Origin of the sequence: Paenibacillus odorifer (genome assembly GCF_000758725.1) — a bacterium.
Classification (GTDB): domain Bacteria; phylum Bacillota; class Bacilli; order Paenibacillales; family Paenibacillaceae; genus Paenibacillus_AQ; species Paenibacillus_AQ odorifer.
The window spans coordinates 5,113,435-5,133,351 of record NZ_CP009428.1 but is presented as its reverse complement, the minus strand read 5'-3'; the positions used below and the strand labels follow the sequence as shown (position 1 = coordinate 5,133,351).

Below are 19,917 nucleotides of genomic sequence, written 5' to 3'. Positions count from 1 at the left end.
ACGTTTTTTAACTGCACATAGTGCAATTAAAAGGAGAAGCGCAACACACACAGCTGTAATAGTCGCACAAAGTGCAATTATCCTGCCGTAGAAAGGCATATCAGGATCCTCAGAAAACTCCCGGAATGTTTTTTATAGAAATAATATGAAGAAATCGTAGCATAACTTTAAACAGCCTGTAACTTCCCCTCCTGAATAAAGCTATATACTGTTACTAGAATTATGGGTAATTATTCATAAGGTGGATGGATTGAGTATTTTATGGGAGGGTTCAAGAATGAATCATATAAATAATAATAGAAGGCTATGGCGGCGCTGGTTAAGCTTTGGAATATGTGCAGCACTCCTATTGCCTTTAATTTCTGAAAGCAGGCATACAGCCTGGGCAGAGGCTTCTAAGCCATCTACAGAACAGCGCGTGTTACGTATTGGCAGCCTCTGGTCTGGAGAAGACGATTCTTCTTTTCGTCAGCAGTTTACAGATATGTATGAATTGCAGCATCCTGAAATCAAACTTGAGATTATTCCAGCCATCAATATGAATGAGCTTCGTTTTGACAGCACCTATCCAGAGGTTAACCCAGATAATCTGGAGAATATCCGAACAATTATGGGCGGTGCACAGCCAGTTGATGTAATCGTCGGTGATAGTACATTGGTGAAGAGTTTGGTGAAGCATAATCTGGTGCAATCGCTGGAGCCGCTTATCGCACGAGATCAATATGATTTAAGCAATATGGCACCTACAATGTTAAATGGAGTACGTGAGCTGGGTGGAGGAAGTCTTTACGCGTTAGCACCGACCTTTATGTCGAGTGCGTTATATTTTAACAAAGGTATTTTTGATGCTGCTGGTGTAGGTTATCCGACGGACGGAATGACTTGGGATGAAGTGTTCGCGCTGGCCGAAAAGGTGACCAAGAAATCGACAAATAAAGATAAGCGTATATATGGATTTTCGATGAACCGTTATATGAGCGATCCTTTCTGGGATATGCAGACCTATGTCTCACCGCTTGAGCTTGCTATGTATGACAACAAGGGACATAAGATGGAGGTAAACCAAACACAGTGGAGTCAAGCTTGGACGACCTACAGCCAATTGGTGAAAAAGCAAATTACACCTGGGTTAAACGGTATGGATTTTATAGAAACAGAACGGAGCACCTATAGTCCTGTCCAAGGGGATCTATTCCTTACCGGAAAAGCTGCAATGGTAATTGGAGAATACGATTATCTTAATGAGCTTGCAGGTGTGAGCCGCAATGCAGCAAAAATTAAAAATTACAGTCCCGTCGATTGGGGTTTCGTTACCGTACCTACTTTTAAGGAGAAACCAGGAGTGGCTGTAGGTACTTGGGTAGGTAATATGATGGCTATCAACACTATGGCTGCTAATAAGGAAGATGCTTGGGATTTGATCAAGTTCGTCAACAGTAATGAGGTAGCCAAAATTAAAGCTCATACCCGCGGGGAACTAACTTCCCGTAAGGATTACATTACCACGAAGGTACCTTCAGTAAATCTGGAATCCTTCTATACGCTCAAACCATTACCAGCCAATGATCCTTTGATGAACGTCCTACAAACACAGAAGCCTGGAATTAGCCGTATTAACGATGTTGGGCGCCAACTATTCACAGAAGTTTATCAGGGCAAAAGAACGGTGGAGAGTGCCCTCAAAGCTTGGGAGAAGCAAGGGAATACCATGCTGGGTACGCTCGAAAAAGATCCCACATATTATTTCGACTCTATAGGGGATTAAGTTTTGGAATATGTAGCGGCCACCGGATTTCCGGTGGCTTATTTTGTGGAACTTGGGCATGATAAGTTCAGAGCAGCGTGAGATTAATTTGCAAAAAGGAGAAGAGGGCATCATGAATTGGATATACTTCGCGAAACTGTTCAGAACGAGATTTCAAGCAGGTTGTTTAGCAAAAAGGTTGGAGCAAGATGGCTGGATTTATGGCTACCATGACCCAAGTTTTGTGGAAATTTATCGATCCCGCAAAGGAAGATATGGGGTTAGATTTTTGCCTTGAGAACTTTTACAAATTCATCCTTGACGTAGACCCATTTTGTACTGTATATTATTTATTGTCGCTGTTTGAATATTATTTCTGACGCGGGGTGGAGCAGCCCGGTAGCTCGTCGGGCTCATAACCCGAAGGTCGCAGGTTCAAATCCTGCCCCCGCAACCAATTTTATTACAACAGCAATTGTACATTCGGATATTTTTAGATCCGGGCCCTTAGCTCAGTTGGTTAGAGCGGTCGGCTCATAACCGATTGGTCGGGGGTTCGAGTCCCTCAGGGCCCACTTATCAAAAACCCTTACTTTGTAAGGGTTTTTTGCTGTCTATAAGCTTAGCAATATAAGAAAGTAGAATGGATAAAGAACAGAATTTTGAGTTTGCTAACGGATTTGCTAACTGGAATTATTTTTCTGCAGTTTCGAGCTGTTTTTCAGCGTATTTATTCAGTTCTGCTTCAATTTTATCAACGGCCTCTTCCTGCATGATTGGGAGTAGGTGTGAGTATTATTCGTTGAACATCGCTGGAGTCATACCCAGTCGTTCAGCAGCTACCTACCTTTAGCTTTATATAGCTCCGACCAGAGTAGCAACATACTAAGTCAATTTCCTTGTATGAGTCCTCGTATTCTTTTTTTTTAGCCCCGATTTGCGTATAGCGTTCCTTAAGACCATCAATAATATTCTGAAAAACCTTGCAAAGTACCACTGGTTATCATTGTAGCCAATCTAGAATATTTCTAGTGTCGTTGTAGAGTACGGCAGTTTACTTCTCTTCCACTGCCGCTCTTGCTAAGGCGCATGCAGGTAACTGTTCTTTGTTAGTAGGGGGATTTAATAAATTTTAGTAGAAGGTCTGACATTCATTTTAAATAAATGTTATAATTATTAAATCAGTGTGTAGAGATATTGGTCTTTTTTGTTGGGCCAAAAATATATGTCTCATGATACGTCTGCCATCTGAAATATTATTCACGGAGATGACAAACATGCATGGAGACAAAAGACTGCCCAGAAACGGAAAAGAAGGTATACTATTTTTACTCATTATTTCAATCATTTCAGTAAACACTATTGCCCCTATTATTGTGGGGTTGGAACGTGGCTTCAGTAAGGAAGTGTATATAGATACACTAAAGGTTATTCCGTTTATGTGGATGATCGTAGTTTTATCTGTAAGATTAGTTGCAGGACCGATTGTCGGGAAAGTGATGCCGAAATTCATGGGACAAACAGATGGATTTAATGCAAGGATTCTGTTGAATACTTTATTGAATGTCACGGTGTTATCTATTTTACTATCAATTATCGGCACATGGGTTGGGACGAAACAAATAAGCCTGGATCCACTTAAAAATTTCCTTCACATCTGGCCAAGAAACTTTGGTATAGCATTTTGGATTGAACTGTTGGTTGCGCAGCCGATAGCAAGATTTGCAATGAAAACATTACACGCAAGACAGGATCGAAAATCGGAAAGTGTAAATGCGTAACTAGCTAGAATTTTGTAGACGAATAAGAAAAAAAGGAGCGTCCATGGTGGGCGTTCCTTTTTTATGTCGTAGTAGTCGGACTATAATGCTCAACAGGAGATGCTCGCGAATGACTGAACGCACAATGTAGAAGCATGCTCTAAATACTGCGTACTTTTGATTTGCCTTTGGGGCGAATTGCTTCCTAAAGAATTAATCCAGCAATAACTCTAGCCCCCGGTCACCGCGGTTGAGTTTACAAGTACCCACTAAGGAGAAGTAACCGATGAAAACGAAAATACTCTTTTACTATCTGTGATAATTGCATTTACATGCACCGCAGTCACACTGGAGCCAACCACAAGAATAATGAATAGGGTGTGTCTCAGTGCCTAAAGGAGCATGACATCTCCAGCATTTAGTGTGACGTATTCCATATTTCATAATTTGTTTTTCTTTGATATGCGTTTGGAAGTATTCTTTTTGTGATTTTTTTCGTTTTTCTTCCTCTTCTTTCCTAAGTTGTTCATTTTGTTGAATTATGAATTTTCTTTCAGCTTCATTCTTTTTAATAGCGAGTGCTTCTTGAACGTACCCTTGAATTAAGGAAATATCATTTTTCAAGCAACATACTATCTCTGTTACATTCTGTCGTTCATCGGAAATCATTCCATATAGGTTAACGCCATTGTTAAAGTCATCTTGCGATAAATTAAGCATATCAAGATTTCCTGACACTAATGAACGACTTATCATAACGTTTCCAATGGATAAAAATCCTGAACTCAATTTCATGCTCAATATGCTATCTTTATGCAGATAATTATTACCTTTAATTTCAATGATGGCGAATTGTCTGTTTACTGTTGGAGTATAAGTTAATTTATTATCGATTTTTATAGTATTTGATTCCGAAAGTTTCTGATATTCTCTATCTTCTATTATTGTAAGAAGACCCTGTAATACTCCTTTGAAAAATCCCATATTATGTACTCTCCTTTTATTTAAATCAGGTTTATTTTACCATGTGAAATAGTTTAATAGTGAGGAAATTTGAATTGTATTTGACTGAGGATTAGTAACATAAGGACTCTGGAGTATGAAAGATTTGTTATGGACAGAAAAAAAGAAAGAGTTATCCGGTATCCGATAAATGAACTGCACCCCGTCAAGTAGACAGCACAAAAAATAAAAGTAGTTTAAGCGGCCTTAGTCCTAAATTCAATGGGACTGAGGCCGTTTAGTTTTGCCTGTAACCGTTCGTTATTATAAAAGTGAATGTAGGTATCAATATCTGTTTGGAGTTCTTCAAAGGTCTGGTAGGTATGTAAGTAGTACTTCTCACATTTCAATGTTCCCCAGAAGGATTCCATCGGCGAATTGTCAATGCAGCAGCCTACTCGGGACATGCTTTGCTTCAGTTCTGCATCGTCCAGCATCTTCTTAAAATGCAGAGAGGTATACTGGAAACCACGGTCGCTATGGAGTAAGGTTCGGCTCTCCGGTGCTGCCTGCAAAGCTAATTCCAGTGTGTTAAAAACTAGCGAATTATTATTGGAATGACCCAGAACGTAAGCAACAATGGACTTGTCATACAGATCTTTTATTGCACTTAAATACGCCTTCTTGCCGTTGCCGTATTTGAATTCCGTTACATCCGTTACCCATTTTTGGTTTGGAGCTTCAGCCTCAAAATTACGGTTCAGCACATTCTCTGCAACCTGCTGAGGCGTGGAGCCTACATACTTCTTTCTCTTTCTGCGGATGACTGACTGGATACCTTGGCATCTCATCAGCCGGTACACTCGCTTTGCGTTAATAGATTTATCCATTTGTCTGCGCAAATGCAGGGTCAATTGGCGATACCCAAAGGTTCGTTCCACCTTCTCATACAAGAGGAGCATGGCCTCTGTCAGTTTCTCGTTGTCAGCCTCTCGAAAACTGGGTTTGCGATTCAACCATTTGTAATAACTTGACCGTGAAATCCCTGCGATGTCACACAAAAGCCGAATGGAGCAAGACTGTTCCTGCTGAACAGCCTGAATGGCCAGGTAGATATTCACCTGGCGAATGGTTCTTAACGCCTCCTCTTTTCGAGTTCCTCTAACTTTTTTAGAAAAGCATTCTCCGCACGCAGGCGTGCATTCTCGTATTCCAGCTTTTGCATCGCGAGTTTGTGGCGATCTGCTTCCGTAAGTTCTTCAGGCGCTTTGGTGCGTCCTCTACCGTCTCGTAATGCCTCTTCACCACCTGCTTCGTACTTCTTTACCCAGCTATATACTTGTTGGTAAGACACGTGAAAATGGCTTGCCGCCTTCGCATAGTCTTCTCCGTTCGAAAGGCAGTACAGCACGATATTTATCCGTTCCTGCCAAGTGGTTACGCGTCCTTTGGTCATAGCTTTAGTTCCTCCTGAATGAGCTGTTAAGCTGTTGCTATGACCATTATACTTCCTAATCCAGTTGGCGAGTTGGGTTGCACTTGCAATCTTATACTTGCAGATGATTTGGTTTTGCGACAATCCTCCCTCGAGATAATCCTTAACGGCATAGAGTTTAAGTTCTGCAGAATACGTACGATTGTAGCTTCGGACTTCCAGCCCTTCGTATCCATACAATTGATAACGTTGCCGCCACTTCACTATAGAGTTTTTGGATATTCCATACTTCCGGGCCGCAGCTTTCAAACCAATGTCGCCCCGTTCAATTTCTTGGAGAATCGTTAACTTTTCCAGTGCTGTATACTTTTTTTGTTCCATAAAAATGCTCCCCATACAGCGACAGGTTTTTATTATTTCACCTGTCTACTATATGGGGAGCATATCATAAAATAGCTGTTGGGGCACTCTTTCTTGCTGCAAACTTACTTATACTAAACACCAAACTTCGTTTGAGTAGGGAGCATTTTTGGTATGAGGCTCCTATCGGACCCAGCTGACCCTTAAAGAGGTTTTTCTCCACATTTGCAATTCTAACGGACTCCATAGTCGCTATTGGCATAAAAAGTACCGCATTTGAGTCTCTTTCTAGGCATTAGCGTCCATGGAGTCCGAAACCATGCTCCAAAGGCTGAAAATCAGCAAATAGCGGCATCTATGAAGCTAGAATAAAAAGTGGACAGTAGTTAACAGACTGGCGATAATGAGTCCACGGAGGTGTGTTCACATGGGAGAACATCGACAACGGTATAACGAAGAATTTAAAAAACAGACAGTGCAGTTCATTCAAGAGCAAACAAAGACAGTGGGCGACTTGGCGGAAGAGCTCAACATCCCAAAAAGTACCCTGCATCAATGGATGAGCCAGTATCGAGAACTAAAGAATGAACCGGCAGCTAGCGTGGATCGAGTACGGGAACTCGAGGCACAGTTGAAAGAAATGAGCCGTCAACTTCAAGAAAAAGATAACAAGATTGCTGATGTGGAAGAGGAATTAGCGATCGTAAAAAAAGCAGTGCACATCTTCAGCAAACCAAGGAACTGAGATTCCAGTTTATTGAAAAACATCGCTCCGAGTTTCTCTTGGAGAAGATGTGCATGACCCTACATGTGTCACGGAGCGGGTACTACAAGTGGCGGACAGAAAAAAACAGTACGCATATGCTTCGTAAGGCTGCGATAATGAAGCGAATTCAGTATCATTTTGCAGACCATCAAAAGCGGTATGGGAGTCCGAAGATCACCCGCCTGCTACATCAAGAAGGTTATACCGTTACCGAACGCACGGTGAGTGTGTACATGCGACATATGAAGCTTCGCTCCATTGTCTCCAAAACGTATCGCGTACAGACCACCGACTCCAATCATGACCATCCGATTGCCCCAAATACGCTGAACCAGCAATTTAAAATACTCAAACCCAATTCAGTATGGGTTACCGATATTACGTACATTCCTTGCCGGGGAGGGCGCTTGTACCTGGCTAGTGTGATGGACCTTTGCACGCGCGAAATCGTGGGGTGGCGCTTGGAAAACCATATGGAAACTAGCTTGATTTCTGGCGCTTTACAAGATGCTTACGAAGCTAAACAACCGGAAAAGGGTCTATTACATCACTCCGATAGAGGTTCTCAATATACTTCTCATGAATACACGCAGCAGTTGAAAGCGTATGGCATGGAGTCCAGCATGAGCCGCAGAGGTAACTGTTATGATAACGCCTGTATCGAGTCGTGGCACAGCATTTTGAAAAAGGAGCTCATTTATTGTAATCCACGCTTCAAAACTAAGGAGCAAGCCTACCAGACACTTTTTCAATATATTGAGTTTTATTATAACCGCAAGCGAATGCATGGCGCGCTGGGGTATCTTTCTCCAGTTCGTTTTGCTGAGCAATTGACTAGAATGTCTGTTGCGTGACTGTCCACTTTCTTGACAGAGGTCCACTAGGTCCGATAGCTCGAGGTGAAGGAGGTTAGTTCGTTAGCTCGTTAGTGCCATGCTCCTCGCAGATGTAGTTGCAGAAATTACAATGAGAAGTAGCCTATAAAGGAACAGTCAGTAGTTTCACCTCTGCAACCAGCATATCTAGTATGCGAGCTCATAAACCATACAGTAAAGCACAAAACGGCACTGCTCCAAACCATGAAATGGTTTGGAAGCAGCGCCGTTTTTGTTAGCAGTCAGCTAAATTCCTCCAATGGAGAGCAAGGCGATCGAAACGATGTACCCAATTGCTTCCGACCGCAGTCCCAATCTCAATCTCAATCTCAATCTCGATCGCATTCGCAATCGCAGTCCCGATCGCAGTCCCGATCGCAGTCCCAATCGCAGTCCCAATCGCAGTCTCGATCGCAGTCTCGATCGCAATCCCGATCGCAGTCCCGATCGCAATCCGATCGCAATCCGATCGCAATCCCGATCGCAGTCCCGATCGCAATCCCGATCGCAATCCCAATCCCAACCGCAGGCCCTGGGTATCCACCAACATCCCTAAAGTTTCATGCTGTCCCACAGCTGCTGGAATGCCCCGGATTCGACCTCGAAGAATACCGGTGCCTGACCGTAGCGTACAAGTCCTTGACCGAACAGCGTCAGCTCTACTCGGGCGTTGTCTTCCAGCTGCAGATAGATGATCTTGCGGTCTTCGCTGTCGTAGATGCCTTGCTCGATCAGCGGCTCTGCTGCCAGCGGTTTAGCCGCTTGGAGTGCTGTCAGGAAGCCATCAAGCGCCTCGCCATTGGCGATTGGCGCCTGCTGCTGGAGGCCGTTGTTCCAGCTGTTGAAGCTTTCCGACTGAGCTGAAGTAACTCGGCCTTCAAGATTCAGCTTGCCGAATAGGTCGGCGCCGCTGTTTATGGTGATGCCGTTCGTGTGCTCATACAGTTCAGCGAATACCTCGCCGTTGATTTCCGAATAGGACATAATCAGGAAGCTGGAGTCATAGCCCTTCACGGAATAGAGATCCGTTTCGCCGATGTTCGAGGCTAACTCAATATATTCGTCGTTACCGCTCCATTCGTTGATGCCGCCTGTAGTGCGTCCTAACTTGTCACCGCGCAGAGCGGCAGCATCGGCAGCGTCGATGCGAGTCGCTGACTGTGTGTAAATATTATTTTTATACACGACCAAGGCGATCATATCTGCCTTCACGCCAGATTCCTTATCTGGCAGTTTCAGCTTGGGAATGACAATGCTGCCCGATGTAGCTGTGCCCGAATTGCCAGCATTGCTTACACCCGGAGTTACCTGGGCAACCTGCCCCGGGGAGCTCTGACTGTTCAACTGCTGCCATATACTAGGCCCAGCCAGACCGATTCCTGCGGCGAGCACGACACTTGCCGCGATATAAACCGTCTTGCGCGGACGTTTCCGCTCCTGCCGCTGCTCCATTTTGTCGAACAATTCTTTTTTCATTTCTTCACCTGGCTTCATCGAATCCACCGCTTTCTTATATGATGTTCGAAACTGATCTTCCTTCACTGTGGTTCCGCTCCTTCCAGCTCCAGTTTTAACCGTTGCCGTCCCCGCTGAAGTCTCATTTTCACGGCAGACTGACTAATCTGCAGAATCTTGCCGATCTCCTGGATGGGATAGTCCTCGTAATAATAAAGATGGATTACGGTTTTATACTTCATGGGCATCGCCATAACTAACTGCAGCAGAGCCCAATCCTCGGGGCTGTCTGCCGCAATTGGCTCAGCGCTCTCCAGCTTAACCTCGCGCTTGCGCCAGCCTCTGCCCAGTAGTGTTTTACAATGATTGGTGATTACCCGGATCAGCCATGCCTTCTGATGTTCGGCATCTTTGAACTTTGGCGCTTTTTCTATTAGCTTGATGAAGGTATCCTGAGTGGCTTCTTCGGCATCTTGCCGGCTGCCTAGATGGACCAAAGCGATCCGGAACAGCATATCTGCGTAGATTTCGTAACTCTTCATCACATGATTTCCCGGCCGGGTCATGGATCGCTGCATGATACTGTGCCCCCCTTTACCTATAACACCATTTAGGACGGCATTAGGTCACATTTTGTTCCTGAGAAAATTTCTTTGTGTTTGAGAGTAGATGATGCCTATTCATAAATTATCGCCAGAGGGTTATGGACTCAGAAGTCGTTATTTGCATATAAATAGACTTTTGAGCAAGTTCGCGGACCCCAGTGACGCTATTCCTTAAAAAGTGGGCCTTGTAAGGTGTTTCTCATGCCAATAAAGGCGATGGGGTCCGTTACACTTCGAAATGGAGGGTTATGCTACGCATAAGATCAACTGTGTCCGATAGCTGCTAAGCACCACGCCAATATTGTCTACGCAAACGATGGTTACTTATTTAGAACAGGGGAGATCAAAAAAACGCATTTGCCCAAGCACCAAGTGCTGACTGCTGGACAAACGCGTCTTTTTAATAGAGTGACTCCTTCACTGGAGATCCTCTTCGATATGTTTATATGTATAGCTAGGATCATTACCTTTAACAGGAGCCCTGCTGTATTGATAGATCCTTCCATTTTCTTTTCGATAAAAGTATCTTGCGTAGGGTTCGTCTGCGAAAATCACCGTGGTACTTACGAGGGGAGCTTTGGCAATCTGGGTGTATACTTTATAAAAATCTTCCTTCTTATAATTTCTCGTCTCTATTAGATAATGAATGACTTCTCTGTTCATATGATTTCGGAAGGAGTGGAGGGCTAAGGATGTTATTCCACAGATTAAAAGGATTAGAACGATGAAGATTAGTTTTGTATTTTTCTTCATTAATTCCCTCCATATAGATAATTTGTATGTAGTATAAGATAATATACAGAGACTATTATGTCATTCATAGATATCTTGTAAATGTACAAATAAGAAAGGAGGTAAGAATATGACGCAGGAAGAAGAGAAAATACTGGAGCTGGAGCAGCGAATTAAGGTGCTGGAAAACCAGGCAAGTCCGAGGCTGCCGGGGATGAAAATCTTATGGTTTTTAATTTGGGGTTGTGTAATACAAAAAGGCAGCAAATACCGATAGTAATCCAGGCGTAGGCGAACGAAGAATTGCCGGGACATACTATATTTGCTGCCTTTTAACTTATGAAGAATAATGATTCTCTTTTAGTCTTCTTTGGGTTCTTGCAATAAAATGGAGAAGGTCCCCGTTTCGTGATCCACCTCAATCGTCTCAATGCCCACAAAATCCGGGATTTCGGGGTGTACTGCATCTACATTATAATCCGGATGAGTCAGTAATAATTCAATTACTTTAATGGCTTCCATGTCGTTCCCCCTCACGAGAAATTCCACCATAAATGAATATGCAGAGAACTACTGCAACTAAGTTTATTATCTCCGTGATCCGTTGCGAATATGTGTCTGTCGTTCTTCGCTTCTTCCCATCACGGCCAATAATTGCCCTTGGAACACACGTCTTTGGATCTGATCAATCCGCTGTAAGGCCAGCTCGGCAGGTACTTGGAATTCTGCTGCAAGATAGGAGATGGCATCTTCCCGTTGCTCAGGCAATGTCATGCGGGAGATCATGGAGTAAGGCATCGCCGCATACAAGATAAAACGCTCTGATTCGTCCTCCTGTGCCCGCGTGAAATGCTCTGGCATCAAGGTCTGATTATCGCTGCCATGGCGAAGTAGATGACACAGTTCATGAAGAAACTCTAGCCGTTGAAGATTGGCTGGAAGGCGGTTGTCGATAAACAGGCTGTACATCCCTGCAGACGCTTCAATGCTCTTGCTTCTCACATCCAAATAATGAACCCAGATATTAAGCCGCTCTGCAATATACGATATTGAAATTTGCGAAGGCTGATGAAGATTTAATCGCTTGTATAGATCCTCCGTCCATTTCTCAAGCACAGTCATTTGATAATATGATTTCATGTTCTCCAACTTATTCACCTCGTTTAAAATCACTAATAAATCACTAACGGGATCGTATGTTCGCATAAATGCGCAAAAGAAAAGCCCGAAGGGCTATGTAGAGTAAAAAAAGTCTAAGGATACATAGGAACGTTAGTTCTCATGTACCCTTAGCATAAAGCAATTACACACTAATATCAAGTGTTTTTCCCAAATTCGGAGCAACGCTTTTGCCCAGCATTTCCACCATAGTTTGGCTCTGGGTTTCAGCCTGATTCTTGGCAATATTCATGACCTGTATCCCAACATTTTGAGCTAAGGATGCTTGGCTCATTGCCATTGATAATGCAGCTATATCCATATTGCACCTCCTTTGTGTATATCCTGTTTATCGACTGTCCGCCTTCAATTCATTAGGTGATTGGCATTTGTTTGCCAATTCGCCCAAACGGCTTATCTCCTTTTTACATATCTTGTGCTGTAGTCATTAATCATTAGGAGGAATTGAAAATGGGTATGGAACATGGTTGTGGTTGTAACGTTGGTCCGGTAGTAAGTCCAGCATCAGTAGGTCCGGTGTGTAGTCCTTGGACTTCTACAGGAGCAATCCTGGTACTTTTCATCTTGCTGGTTATCATCACTAAAGCTTGCTTATTCTAAGTTAGCTGATGTGAAGTGTAGCCCCGTCTGGCGAATGCCAGGTGGGGCTATTCTGTTGCCTGGGGATGGTCAGACAGATCGTTATTTAAACATAAATTCCACCCGGGTTCCGTCTGCATAATCCTCCAGCTGATTGCCAACCCAGCTTCCTGCCCCGCGGTTATCGCTTGGCGTTATGTATTCAATGTCGGCACCAACGCCGCCTTCCTCACACATAGCCATTGGCCATTCATCCCGGTCATATCCCTTTTTAGTAGGGATCCCTTTTAAGGACTCTTTGCGGTTCTCTTCAGCCTGCTCTCGGTTAATCGTACATGTGGCGGATTCACCTTTCGCAATGGCATCCTGAATATGCTTGGCGGTCTCAGGATAGCGGTCTGATGGGAAGGTTAGCTGAACAACACTCGAATTGGATGGAGACGAGGGGTCTGTAGGCTCTCCGTTTTGTTCAAACCAGTAACTAGCCAAAGCAAGTAATGCAACAATGATGAGACTGGAGATCCATTTTTTCACTTTCAATTCTGCTCCTCCTTTTTTGGCACTTAAAATAGTATATCTTATATCATAATTCAGTGCGATTTAATATAATTAGGTAAAATAAAGGAGGACGTAACTGGATATGGAGTACATAATTACCATTGAGGATCAGACGCTTATTACGGCTGCCGAAGATATAATTACCAGACGTTATGAATGGGGGCGTCATCATGTGGGTGCAGCGCTTCGTACTAAAACAGGAGAGATTTTTACAGCGGTACATGTGGAAGCCAGCATGGGGAGGATTACAGTCTGTGCAGAAGCGATGGTGATTGGCAAAGCGATATCCGAAGGTTATAAGGAATTTGATACGATTGTTGCGGTAAGGCATTCTGATCCAGACAGCGAGGAAAAAGAGATTAAAGTAGTCTCTCCCTGCGGCATGTGCCGAGAGTTAATTGCGGATTACGGAATAGACTGCAAGATAATTGTATCGGAGGATGACCGATTAGCTAAATATGAAATCACTGAGCTATTGCCTTTAAGGTACACGAGATAAGAAAAAAAGTAATGAGGAGCCGCTGAGCTCCTTTTTTTGTTGAGCCGTGAAATTATTCAGCAGTTCCTTATATCGTCCCAACTTATTTTACAACTTCATGTCCATTCGCTGAGTTCATGTCACTATTGTCCCCATACTATAACTTAAAAAGATTTAAAAGGATGGTGAGAATAGATGGAGCAGCGGATTATTCGTCAGATGGTTGATTCAGCATCAAGGTTCGTGGGCGATGTGCAGTGGCAGATGGCTTTTCGCAGATTACAAATGGCTCCGGCGGATTCGGGACTGTCGTCCTCGGCTCAGCTATTGCTGAATACCCTCTATTACTTGCAGGGAAAGGGTGTGATAAGCGGCCAACATGATTATTTGGAAAGTGCAGACGAGCTCATGGAGAAGCTTAAAAATACCAGTGGGCAATATGCTGCGCTTCATGGCTACGAGCTGGGCGCAATCAATAATCAGTCCCAGGCTCTAATTGACAATCAGCGGAATTGGGTCGTCAACAGTGCGATACGCTGGTCTAGGGCCGGCGGGATCGTAACGATGTGTTATCACGCTGCATTACCGGGGACAGCGCCAACTTGGGGGAATGTAAATACGAGCCTAAGCAATGCTGATTTTGATAAATATATAACCTCAGGTACCACCCAGTATAATGCGCTGTTAGCTGATCTGGATAAGATAGCCCAGTCGCTGAAAAAGCTTAATGACGCAGGGATTCCTGTACTTTGGCGGCCGTATCATGAAATGAATGGTGGATGGTTTTGGTGGGGGCAAAAGAGCAATTACGCTGCATTGTGGAACCTTATGTTCGATCGTTTTACCAATTATCATAAGCTGCATAATTTATTGTGGGTTTGGAGTCCAAATGCAAAAAATCAGTGGTGTGATGAGCCGGCAGAATACTATCCGGGCAGTGATAAGGTAGATGTGCTGGCGCTCGACATTTATGACGCGGATTTCAAGATTAGCCATTATGATAATTTATGGGATCTGGGTCGTGGCAAGCTGATTGCGATTGGTGAGAATGGAGAGCTTCCGTCTGCTGAACTGTTGTCCAAAACGCAGCCCAAATGGTCTTATCAGCTGACCTGGGGGAAACTCCTCTATGAGAAGAATACCGATGCTGTGATAAAAGCTTTTATGAACGACAAAATGGTATTCACACGAGAGGAGTATGCTGCTGAGGCCGCCGCTTTCGCTGCTATCGGGGATAGTGTGCTGGAGAGTGGACTCTGTGGGCAATACTACAATAACATGACGCTTAGCGGCACACCTGCACTTTTGCGTACGGATGCCAATATTAACTTTTCATGGAGACAAGGTTCGCCTGATCCTGCCATTCGTGTAGATGCGTTTTCTGTGCGGTGGAGTGGGAAGCTGACGGCTGCTTTTAGCGAGATTTATACGATTTATTCCTACTCTGATGATGGGATACGGGTATGGATTGATGGCGGGCTAGTCATTGATAGTTGGGTAAATCAGAGCGGCCAGGAACGAAAAGGAAGCATAAGTCTGATAGCAGGTAAGCCGTATGAAATAAAGGTGGAGTATTATGAGAATGCGGGCGACGCCCGGGTTGTTTTGCAGTGGGAGAGTCCTAGCCAGATCAAGGGGGTTATCCCAGCGGGGGCATTTTATCTTCCTTAAAAAAGAGTACTTCAAGTGTACAAGCGCAAGCAAAAAGCCCCGGTTTTCCGGGGCCTTTTTACGTATGAGCGTCTTAAATTTGTTCGCGGTAGCTAATGTTGTTGGCGATCTTCTCGTCACGAACGGCTTTGCGCAGAACATCTTTGACGGTTTGGGCATCATGGATTTTTCGAAAAAGAAGCTGAGGCGCTGAGGCATCATCAGAAAATACAGTTAATGACCCGATGCCAAGCATCCGGTCCATTATTGACTGTTTCACGGATAAATCGCGTACGCGCAGCAATTCGATTTCTTCAACATTTTTACCGATAAGTCCGGTCTTTAACATAATGCGCTGACTTGTAATGGTATATGAAGTTGTGTTAAGAGCTATAATTCCTTTAAGTCGATCTGAGATGCCGGCAGGTTTGCCTTTCCAGAGCACAACTTCTTGATTGACATGATTATCTTCTGCTGGTCGATGGGCGGTCACTGGAGCGGTACCGTTAAGGCTGGTTCCACATTCTCCACAAAATTTAGCGCCCTGCTTGTATTCCGCTCCGCAGGTGGTGCAATAAGGCATAAATACCCTCCTTTTCTGATCACAATTAAAATAATTATAACATAACAGTCATTTTACATATATTTCATTTGCGCTTTACACAAACCGACATTATCCTGTTAAGTGGAGGGATAAATAATGAAAAAAGCTTTACTAATAGGAATGCTGATGATGACTGTCATCCTTAGCGCCTGCAGCAATAATTCAACTTCATCGGCACCTGCCACGGAAGAAGAAGTGCAGGAGACTGTGCAAAACTTCTACAATGAAATGTCTAAACTTGAAGAGTCGGGAAAATCTTCTTTAGCGGAGTTCAACGAAGCCATTGCTGGTTATTCAGCAGGAGAACTCACGGACAAGCAGTTGGAGAAGAAAATTAAGCAATTTCAGAGTACCGCAATTGATTTATCGAATCAAGCCGAGAAAGTAAAAATTTCCTCCAGCCTGCCTGAAGACATTCGTAAGTTGCTTGAAGAGTCTAAAATTTCCTTTGAAAGTGCTTATTCTTTAAAAAAAGAGGCTTCTCAGGGCGCAGATTCCGCAAATGTTACGGCTGAGCAATTTAATGAATTGAATCAAAAAGCTGATATAGCGATGTTGTTCGGTATCTCCAAGCTTAATGAGGCAAGAGAAGCAACTGGACTTATAGATTCCGAAGGTGAAGCTACCTCAGTATCTGGAGATGTTGTTCAAGAATAAATCAAATCAGGCGCTGCACAGTTTATCTGTCAGCGTCTTTTTGCTGCGCTTACATGGATATACATTGATATACATCTTTTGGATAAAAAGCGCTCCTTCAAAAAGGTATCTTTTTCCTGATTATTGATTAATATGCGAAGATGCGGATATAATACAAACATACGTTCGTGTTCAGAAGAATAGATATATTATAAGGGAGGGGTTACCATGGGCAAAAAGCTGGAAAAAAACGGGCTGTGGGAAAGCAGCCGCATGATGCTGCCGGAGCATAAGACAAGAATTATAAGAGATGAACGGGAGACGCTGCGCCGCATCAAGCCTATTCTGGATGAGCAAAAGCTGGAGGAGATCGAATGTACACTGGCTTTGTCGTTGCGGAGTCATGTACGAGTGATAGTTGTTCTGTTTGATCCTTTTGAAAATACGATGTTAAGTGGCTTTGTGACTTCCATTCACACCCACTCGCGTGAGTTTAAGCTGCAGTGGGCGGAGGAATGGAAGTGGATCGATGTGGATGATATTGTCGAGGTCTACATCGTTTAATGCTGAGAACCGTTGCCTTCGCTTTTCTCATAAGCGATTAAGGTAACGGTAGGGTTACCGGTCAGATGTGCAATGGAAGCTTCAGCATTCCGAATAATTTCCAGTGCTTCTTCCTGTTCACTAAGGGCTGCAACTTTATAGCTATCGCTATGAATATCCATATGTCTCCCACCTTTCGTTAAATATGTTGTCCTTTTTTGTGGAAATCATCCTAAGGGGACAGGGGTACAGGCAAATAGGACAGCGGCATCATTGAATATACCAAAGGGGTGATTCTATGCTGACTTTGGAGCAATTGAGGGGAAAATCCGCGGCGCGTCTGGTCGGGCTTCATCCTGTCTTGGCGGCAGGTGCGAATGTTTTGATTCAGCAAAGCCATGCGAGAGGAGTCCCTATCGTTATTACTCAGGGTCTACGGACCATCGCTGAGCAAAATGCTTTGTATGCGCAGGGTAGAAGCAAACCGGGGCCGATAGTTACCAACGCTAAAGGCGGTACCAGCTATCATAATTATGGTCTTGCGTTTGATTTTGCGCTTTTGCTGCCGAATGGCACTAGCCTTTCTTGGGATATCAATCGTGATGGTGATAAAGATAAGACTGCGGATTGGCAAGAGGTTGTACAGGAGGCTAAGCGGCTTGGATTAGAATGGGGCGGGGACTGGACCTCTTTTAAAGATTATTCACATCTGCAAATGACTTTCGGTTTAACTATAGATCAACTTCGGGCAGGTAAACGTCCAACGACGGACCAAGCCAAAGAGGCTTTAAAAAAGATTACCGGAGGGGATGATCAGGTGAACAAAGACGTTACAGTGACCATTAACCTAAACGGCCGTAAGCTTACCGATGGCGTTCTCGATACCGGAATAACCTATGTGCCCATACGTGCGCTGGCTGAGGCACTTGGAGCAAAGGTTACTTATGATGCTGTGACCAAGACAGTTAATGTAGTAAAAGAGTAAAATCATCATGCATAGACAGTGCCGTCCAAGGGGAAATTATCAGTGATAACTAACCTTAAAGGGAGGCATAACACTGTGAACAAGCTGATAACAAGCCTTGCATGCGGTACTGTACTGTCAATGAGTCTAATGGGAGCTAGCTATGCATCAAATGCCGTTGGATCAGCAGCATTGGGCGGTATCCCAGCCGCGAATACCGGAATGGATGGCACTGCGGAACACACTCGGATGATGAATACGGAAGGTAATCTAATGAATGGCACCACGGGAACAATGAATCAGCATGAGAGCATTATGAAAGATAAGATCCGCATCGATGATAATTACAGACCTAACAACTACAACACCAATAACTACAATGACACCCGCAATAACTACAGAACCAACAGCACTGTTAACCCGGCAACCAACACTACACAGACCGGCAAATACCGTGCAACTAGTACAACAACGAATGCTGCGACTAACAAAGGATCTAACTGGGGCTGGCTCGGTCTGCTTGGACTTTTGGGTCTTGCCGGAATGAGAAGCAGAAGTGACGAGCGTAGATAATCCCCGTCTATAATAACCCGTGTCGGTTTAGGCTGAACGGGTTATTTTTATTGTAAATAAATTTTTTTCGAAAAAGGATTGCGCGTTATCGATATTCATGATATTATATTTCTTGTCGCGTTATATGTGAACAACGTATGAAGCTTCAACACTTAATATGCCGGGGTGGCGGAACAGGCAGACGCACAGGACTTAAAATCCTGCGGTACGTGAGTACCGTACGGGTTCGACCCCCGTCCTCGGCATCACAGTGAAAACCTTGAGAAATCAAGGTTTTTTTGTTTATTGCCATCAAGTAATGCTTCCGTCAAAAGCTAAAGGTTCTGTGTGTCTAGGAATCACTTTCCAACACACAGAACCCTGACGATAATACTCCTTTTCAGTGCTTGTCTAATCACAAGTTCTGGAGAGGAGTTTTTATTATGGTTAGAGTTACAAAAATTAAAAAGAATAAGGTAGTGGATTGGAAAGAGGAGTTAAAGCAGTTTCTATTTTGGAAGAAGGCAGAGGGAGTAAGTGAACAGACGCAAAAGGATTATGAGCAACATGTGAAGCTTTTCCTCAAAAGGTACAGCGACTCATTCGAGACAGTAGAAAATCTAAAAAATAATCTGTTTGAATATCTTGGACAAGAAGGTATTAAGCCATGTACTTACAACAATCGTCTAGTCTATCTGCGGACTTTTCTGAATTGGTGTGTTGAACAAGAACTGATCGACTCTAATCCTGTGAAATCGCTCAAGAAGCGTAAGGACGAAGGGCGTGTTGTGAATTTAGATCAGGAGGTGCTAATAAAGTTGTTGTCCCTTCCTAACAGGGATACTTTTGTGGGATTACGAGACTATGCGTTGATTCTTTTAACCTTAGACACAGGTATCAGACCTAAAGAAGCTTATCGCTGATCATTCCAGACTTTAACGCTCATTCTCAAGAAATCTACATTACATCTGAGAAAGCAAAAACAAGAGTCACCAGAACATTGCCAATCTCCATGCCAACCATCAAGGCTATCCAGCAACTGATCCATGTTAGAGCTGATCTTGGAGTGTGGACGCTCCAATCTTCTGCACACTTGAGGGCAAAGCGCTGAATCGTCACACGTGGGGGGACAGAATGGAGCGCTACAGCAAGGAGCTGGGGGTGTATATACGTCCATATGATCTAAGGCACACCTTCGCTCTGGAGTATATTAGGAATGGCGCTAATGCACTTATATTACAGAAGACACTTGGTCATTCAGACCTCTCTATGACCAAACGTTACGTAGCACTGACCAACAATGATTTGAAAAAAGAGCATGGTTTAGCTAGTCCTATTCATAAGTTGTTGCCTGAAACTAAAAGATTAAAAAATTGTGAATTGAAGAGATGGTTATTGTTTAAGCAATGAGAAGTAAATGAATCATCTGATTGCTATCCTTCCAGTTAACTGAGTTATCTAGGGGGCATAATGACAGGCGAAGTTCATTCCTAATTTATT

The 19,917-nt window shown here is 43.7% G+C and carries 26 protein-coding genes and 3 tRNA genes; 17 read left to right on the top strand and 12 right to left on the bottom strand.

The features are described from left to right. Positions 1-277 precede the first annotated feature (277 nt). The 4 genes from PODO_RS22495 to PODO_RS22475 all read left to right on the top strand — a co-directional run bounded on the left by PODO_RS22495 (position 278) and on the right by PODO_RS22475 (position 3,525). Positions 278-1,765: an ABC transporter substrate-binding protein gene (locus tag PODO_RS22495; protein WP_038572833.1), complete on the top strand. Its 1,488-nt coding sequence runs from the start codon at positions 278-280 to the stop codon at positions 1,763-1,765. A 359-nt stretch (positions 1,766-2,124) separates the two neighbouring features. Further along, a tRNA-Met gene (locus PODO_RS22485) sits at positions 2,125-2,201 on the top strand. Between the two features lie 44 nt (positions 2,202-2,245). After that, positions 2,246-2,319 (top strand) — tRNA-Ile (locus PODO_RS22480). 702 nt (positions 2,320-3,021) lie between these two features. Continuing rightward, on the top strand, positions 3,022-3,525 hold the full coding sequence (locus PODO_RS22475; RefSeq protein ID WP_038572831.1) for a DUF2798 domain-containing protein: 504 nt from the start codon (positions 3,022-3,024) through the stop codon (positions 3,523-3,525). Positions 3,526-3,813: 288 nt separating this feature from the next. On the opposite strand, the gene PODO_RS22470 is transcribed toward PODO_RS22475, so the two are convergent. Together PODO_RS22470 and PODO_RS30720 are read right to left on the bottom strand one after the other, a co-directional pair. Further along, entirely contained in the window at positions 3,814-4,488 is a 675-nt protein-coding gene (locus PODO_RS22470) for a hypothetical protein (RefSeq protein ID WP_036683363.1), read from the bottom strand. A 215-nt stretch (positions 4,489-4,703) separates the two neighbouring features. After that, a protein-coding gene (locus tag PODO_RS30720) for an IS3 family transposase (RefSeq protein ID WP_094903917.1) occupies positions 4,704-6,262 on the bottom strand; the annotation gives its coding sequence in 2 pieces (ribosomal slippage) (positions 4,704-5,629 and positions 5,629-6,262; 1,560 coding nt in all). Positions 6,263-6,668: 406 nt separating this feature from the next. Here PODO_RS30720 and PODO_RS22455 point away from each other — a divergent pair. Beyond that, complete coding sequence (locus PODO_RS22455; protein WP_036683594.1) at positions 6,669-6,986, top strand: transposase; 318 nt, start codon at positions 6,669-6,671, stop codon at positions 6,984-6,986. Further along, positions 6,935-7,861 carry an IS3 family transposase gene (locus PODO_RS22450; protein WP_155288178.1) on the top strand — a complete coding sequence of 309 codons (927 nt, stop codon included), beginning with the start codon at positions 6,935-6,937 and terminating at the stop codon, positions 7,859-7,861. The genes PODO_RS22455 and PODO_RS22450 overlap by 52 nt, the downstream gene beginning before the upstream one ends. 256 nt (positions 7,862-8,117) lie before the next feature. Here PODO_RS22450 and PODO_RS31750 read toward each other — a convergent pair whose 3' ends face one another. The 4 genes from PODO_RS31750 to PODO_RS22430 all read right to left on the bottom strand — a co-directional run bounded on the left by PODO_RS31750 (position 8,118) and on the right by PODO_RS22430 (position 10,695). Further along, positions 8,118-8,456, bottom strand: a complete 339-nt coding sequence (locus PODO_RS31750) for a hypothetical protein (protein WP_218918659.1) — start codon at positions 8,454-8,456, stop codon at positions 8,118-8,120. Beyond that, positions 8,435-9,424 carry a hypothetical protein gene (locus tag PODO_RS22440; protein ID WP_038572825.1) on the bottom strand — a complete coding sequence of 330 codons (990 nt, stop codon included), beginning with the start codon at positions 9,422-9,424 and terminating at the stop codon, positions 8,435-8,437. Before PODO_RS22440 ends, PODO_RS31750 begins: the two co-directional genes overlap by 22 nt. Beyond that, positions 9,421-9,915: an RNA polymerase sigma factor gene (locus PODO_RS22435; RefSeq protein WP_038572823.1), complete on the bottom strand. Its 495-nt coding sequence runs from the start codon at positions 9,913-9,915 to the stop codon at positions 9,421-9,423. Before PODO_RS22435 ends, PODO_RS22440 begins: the two co-directional genes overlap by 4 nt. A gap of 444 nt (positions 9,916-10,359) precedes the next feature. Then, positions 10,360-10,695: a hypothetical protein gene (locus PODO_RS22430; RefSeq protein WP_036683354.1), complete on the bottom strand. Its 336-nt coding sequence runs from the start codon at positions 10,693-10,695 to the stop codon at positions 10,360-10,362. 109 nt (positions 10,696-10,804) lie between these two features. Here PODO_RS22430 and PODO_RS31305 point away from each other — a divergent pair, with 109 nt between their 5' ends. Then, positions 10,805-10,951, top strand: a complete 147-nt coding sequence (locus tag PODO_RS31305; RefSeq protein WP_155288177.1) for a hypothetical protein — start codon at positions 10,805-10,807, stop codon at positions 10,949-10,951. 83 nt (positions 10,952-11,034) lie between these two features. Here the strand turns inward: PODO_RS31305 and PODO_RS31300 are convergent, their stop codons facing one another. The 3 genes from PODO_RS31300 to PODO_RS30710 form a co-directional block, all read right to left on the bottom strand. After that, positions 11,035-11,196, bottom strand: coding sequence for a hypothetical protein (locus PODO_RS31300; protein ID WP_155288176.1), 162 nt, complete (start codon positions 11,194-11,196; stop codon positions 11,035-11,037). A gap of 66 nt (positions 11,197-11,262) precedes the next feature. Next, entirely contained in the window at positions 11,263-11,814 is a 552-nt protein-coding gene (locus PODO_RS22425) for an ImmA/IrrE family metallo-endopeptidase (RefSeq protein WP_038574762.1), read from the bottom strand. 163 nt (positions 11,815-11,977) lie between these two features. Beyond that, complete coding sequence (locus PODO_RS30710) at positions 11,978-12,154, bottom strand: YjfB family protein (RefSeq protein WP_076098563.1); 177 nt, start codon at positions 12,152-12,154, stop codon at positions 11,978-11,980. A 149-nt stretch (positions 12,155-12,303) separates the two neighbouring features. Between PODO_RS30710 and PODO_RS31295 the strand changes: the two genes are divergently transcribed. Further along, on the top strand, positions 12,304-12,453 hold the full coding sequence (locus PODO_RS31295; RefSeq protein WP_155288175.1) for a hypothetical protein: 150 nt from the start codon (positions 12,304-12,306) through the stop codon (positions 12,451-12,453). 81 nt (positions 12,454-12,534) lie between these two features. On the opposite strand, the gene PODO_RS22420 is transcribed toward PODO_RS31295, so the two are convergent. Next, positions 12,535-12,966 carry a NucA/NucB deoxyribonuclease domain-containing protein gene (locus tag PODO_RS22420; RefSeq protein ID WP_036683407.1) on the bottom strand — a complete coding sequence of 144 codons (432 nt, stop codon included), beginning with the start codon at positions 12,964-12,966 and terminating at the stop codon, positions 12,535-12,537. Positions 12,967-13,072: 106 nt separating this feature from the next. Between PODO_RS22420 and PODO_RS22415 the strand changes: the two genes are divergently transcribed. Then, positions 13,073-13,489 (top strand): cytidine deaminase, encoded by a 417-nt coding sequence (locus PODO_RS22415; protein ID WP_038572821.1) that lies wholly within the window; start codon positions 13,073-13,075, stop codon positions 13,487-13,489. A 174-nt stretch (positions 13,490-13,663) separates the two neighbouring features. Next, positions 13,664-15,139 (top strand): glycosyl hydrolase, encoded by a 1,476-nt coding sequence (locus PODO_RS22410; protein ID WP_038572819.1) that lies wholly within the window; start codon positions 13,664-13,666, stop codon positions 15,137-15,139. A gap of 73 nt (positions 15,140-15,212) precedes the next feature. Here the strand turns inward: PODO_RS22410 and PODO_RS22405 are convergent, their stop codons facing one another. Continuing rightward, the gene (locus tag PODO_RS22405) at positions 15,213-15,701 is read right to left on the bottom strand and encodes a PH domain-containing protein (RefSeq protein ID WP_036683346.1); all 489 of its coding nucleotides are present in this window, start codon (positions 15,699-15,701) and stop codon (positions 15,213-15,215) included. A gap of 117 nt (positions 15,702-15,818) precedes the next feature. Here PODO_RS22405 and PODO_RS22400 point away from each other — a divergent pair, with 117 nt between their 5' ends. After that, positions 15,819-16,379, top strand: a complete 561-nt coding sequence (locus PODO_RS22400; RefSeq protein WP_038572817.1) for a hypothetical protein — start codon at positions 15,819-15,821, stop codon at positions 16,377-16,379. Between the two features lie 207 nt (positions 16,380-16,586). After that, complete coding sequence (locus tag PODO_RS22395; protein WP_038572814.1) at positions 16,587-16,922, top strand: YolD-like family protein; 336 nt, start codon at positions 16,587-16,589, stop codon at positions 16,920-16,922. Here the strand turns inward: PODO_RS22395 and PODO_RS31560 are convergent. Next, positions 16,919-17,083, bottom strand: coding sequence for a hypothetical protein (locus PODO_RS31560; protein WP_169744799.1), 165 nt, complete (start codon positions 17,081-17,083; stop codon positions 16,919-16,921). The genes PODO_RS22395 and PODO_RS31560 overlap by 4 nt on opposite strands. A 116-nt stretch (positions 17,084-17,199) precedes the next feature. Between PODO_RS31560 and PODO_RS22390 the strand changes: the two genes are divergently transcribed. From PODO_RS22390 to PODO_RS32020, 5 genes are all read left to right on the top strand, one after another. Continuing rightward, positions 17,200-17,886: a M15 family metallopeptidase gene (locus PODO_RS22390; RefSeq protein WP_038572812.1), complete on the top strand. Its 687-nt coding sequence runs from the start codon at positions 17,200-17,202 to the stop codon at positions 17,884-17,886. Positions 17,887-17,961: 75 nt separating this feature from the next. Then, positions 17,962-18,438, top strand: coding sequence for a WGxxGxxG-CTERM domain-containing protein (locus PODO_RS32030; RefSeq protein ID WP_052097266.1), 477 nt, complete (start codon positions 17,962-17,964; stop codon positions 18,436-18,438). 159 nt (positions 18,439-18,597) lie between these two features. Next, positions 18,598-18,683, top strand: a tRNA-Leu gene (locus PODO_RS22380). Between the two features lie 177 nt (positions 18,684-18,860). Beyond that, positions 18,861-19,340 (top strand): site-specific integrase, encoded by a 480-nt coding sequence (locus PODO_RS32025; protein ID WP_244886380.1) that lies wholly within the window; start codon positions 18,861-18,863, stop codon positions 19,338-19,340. A 211-nt stretch (positions 19,341-19,551) separates the two neighbouring features. Next, complete coding sequence (locus PODO_RS32020; protein ID WP_244886379.1) at positions 19,552-19,827, top strand: site-specific integrase; 276 nt, start codon at positions 19,552-19,554, stop codon at positions 19,825-19,827. The last annotated feature ends 90 nt before the right edge of the window (positions 19,828-19,917 follow it).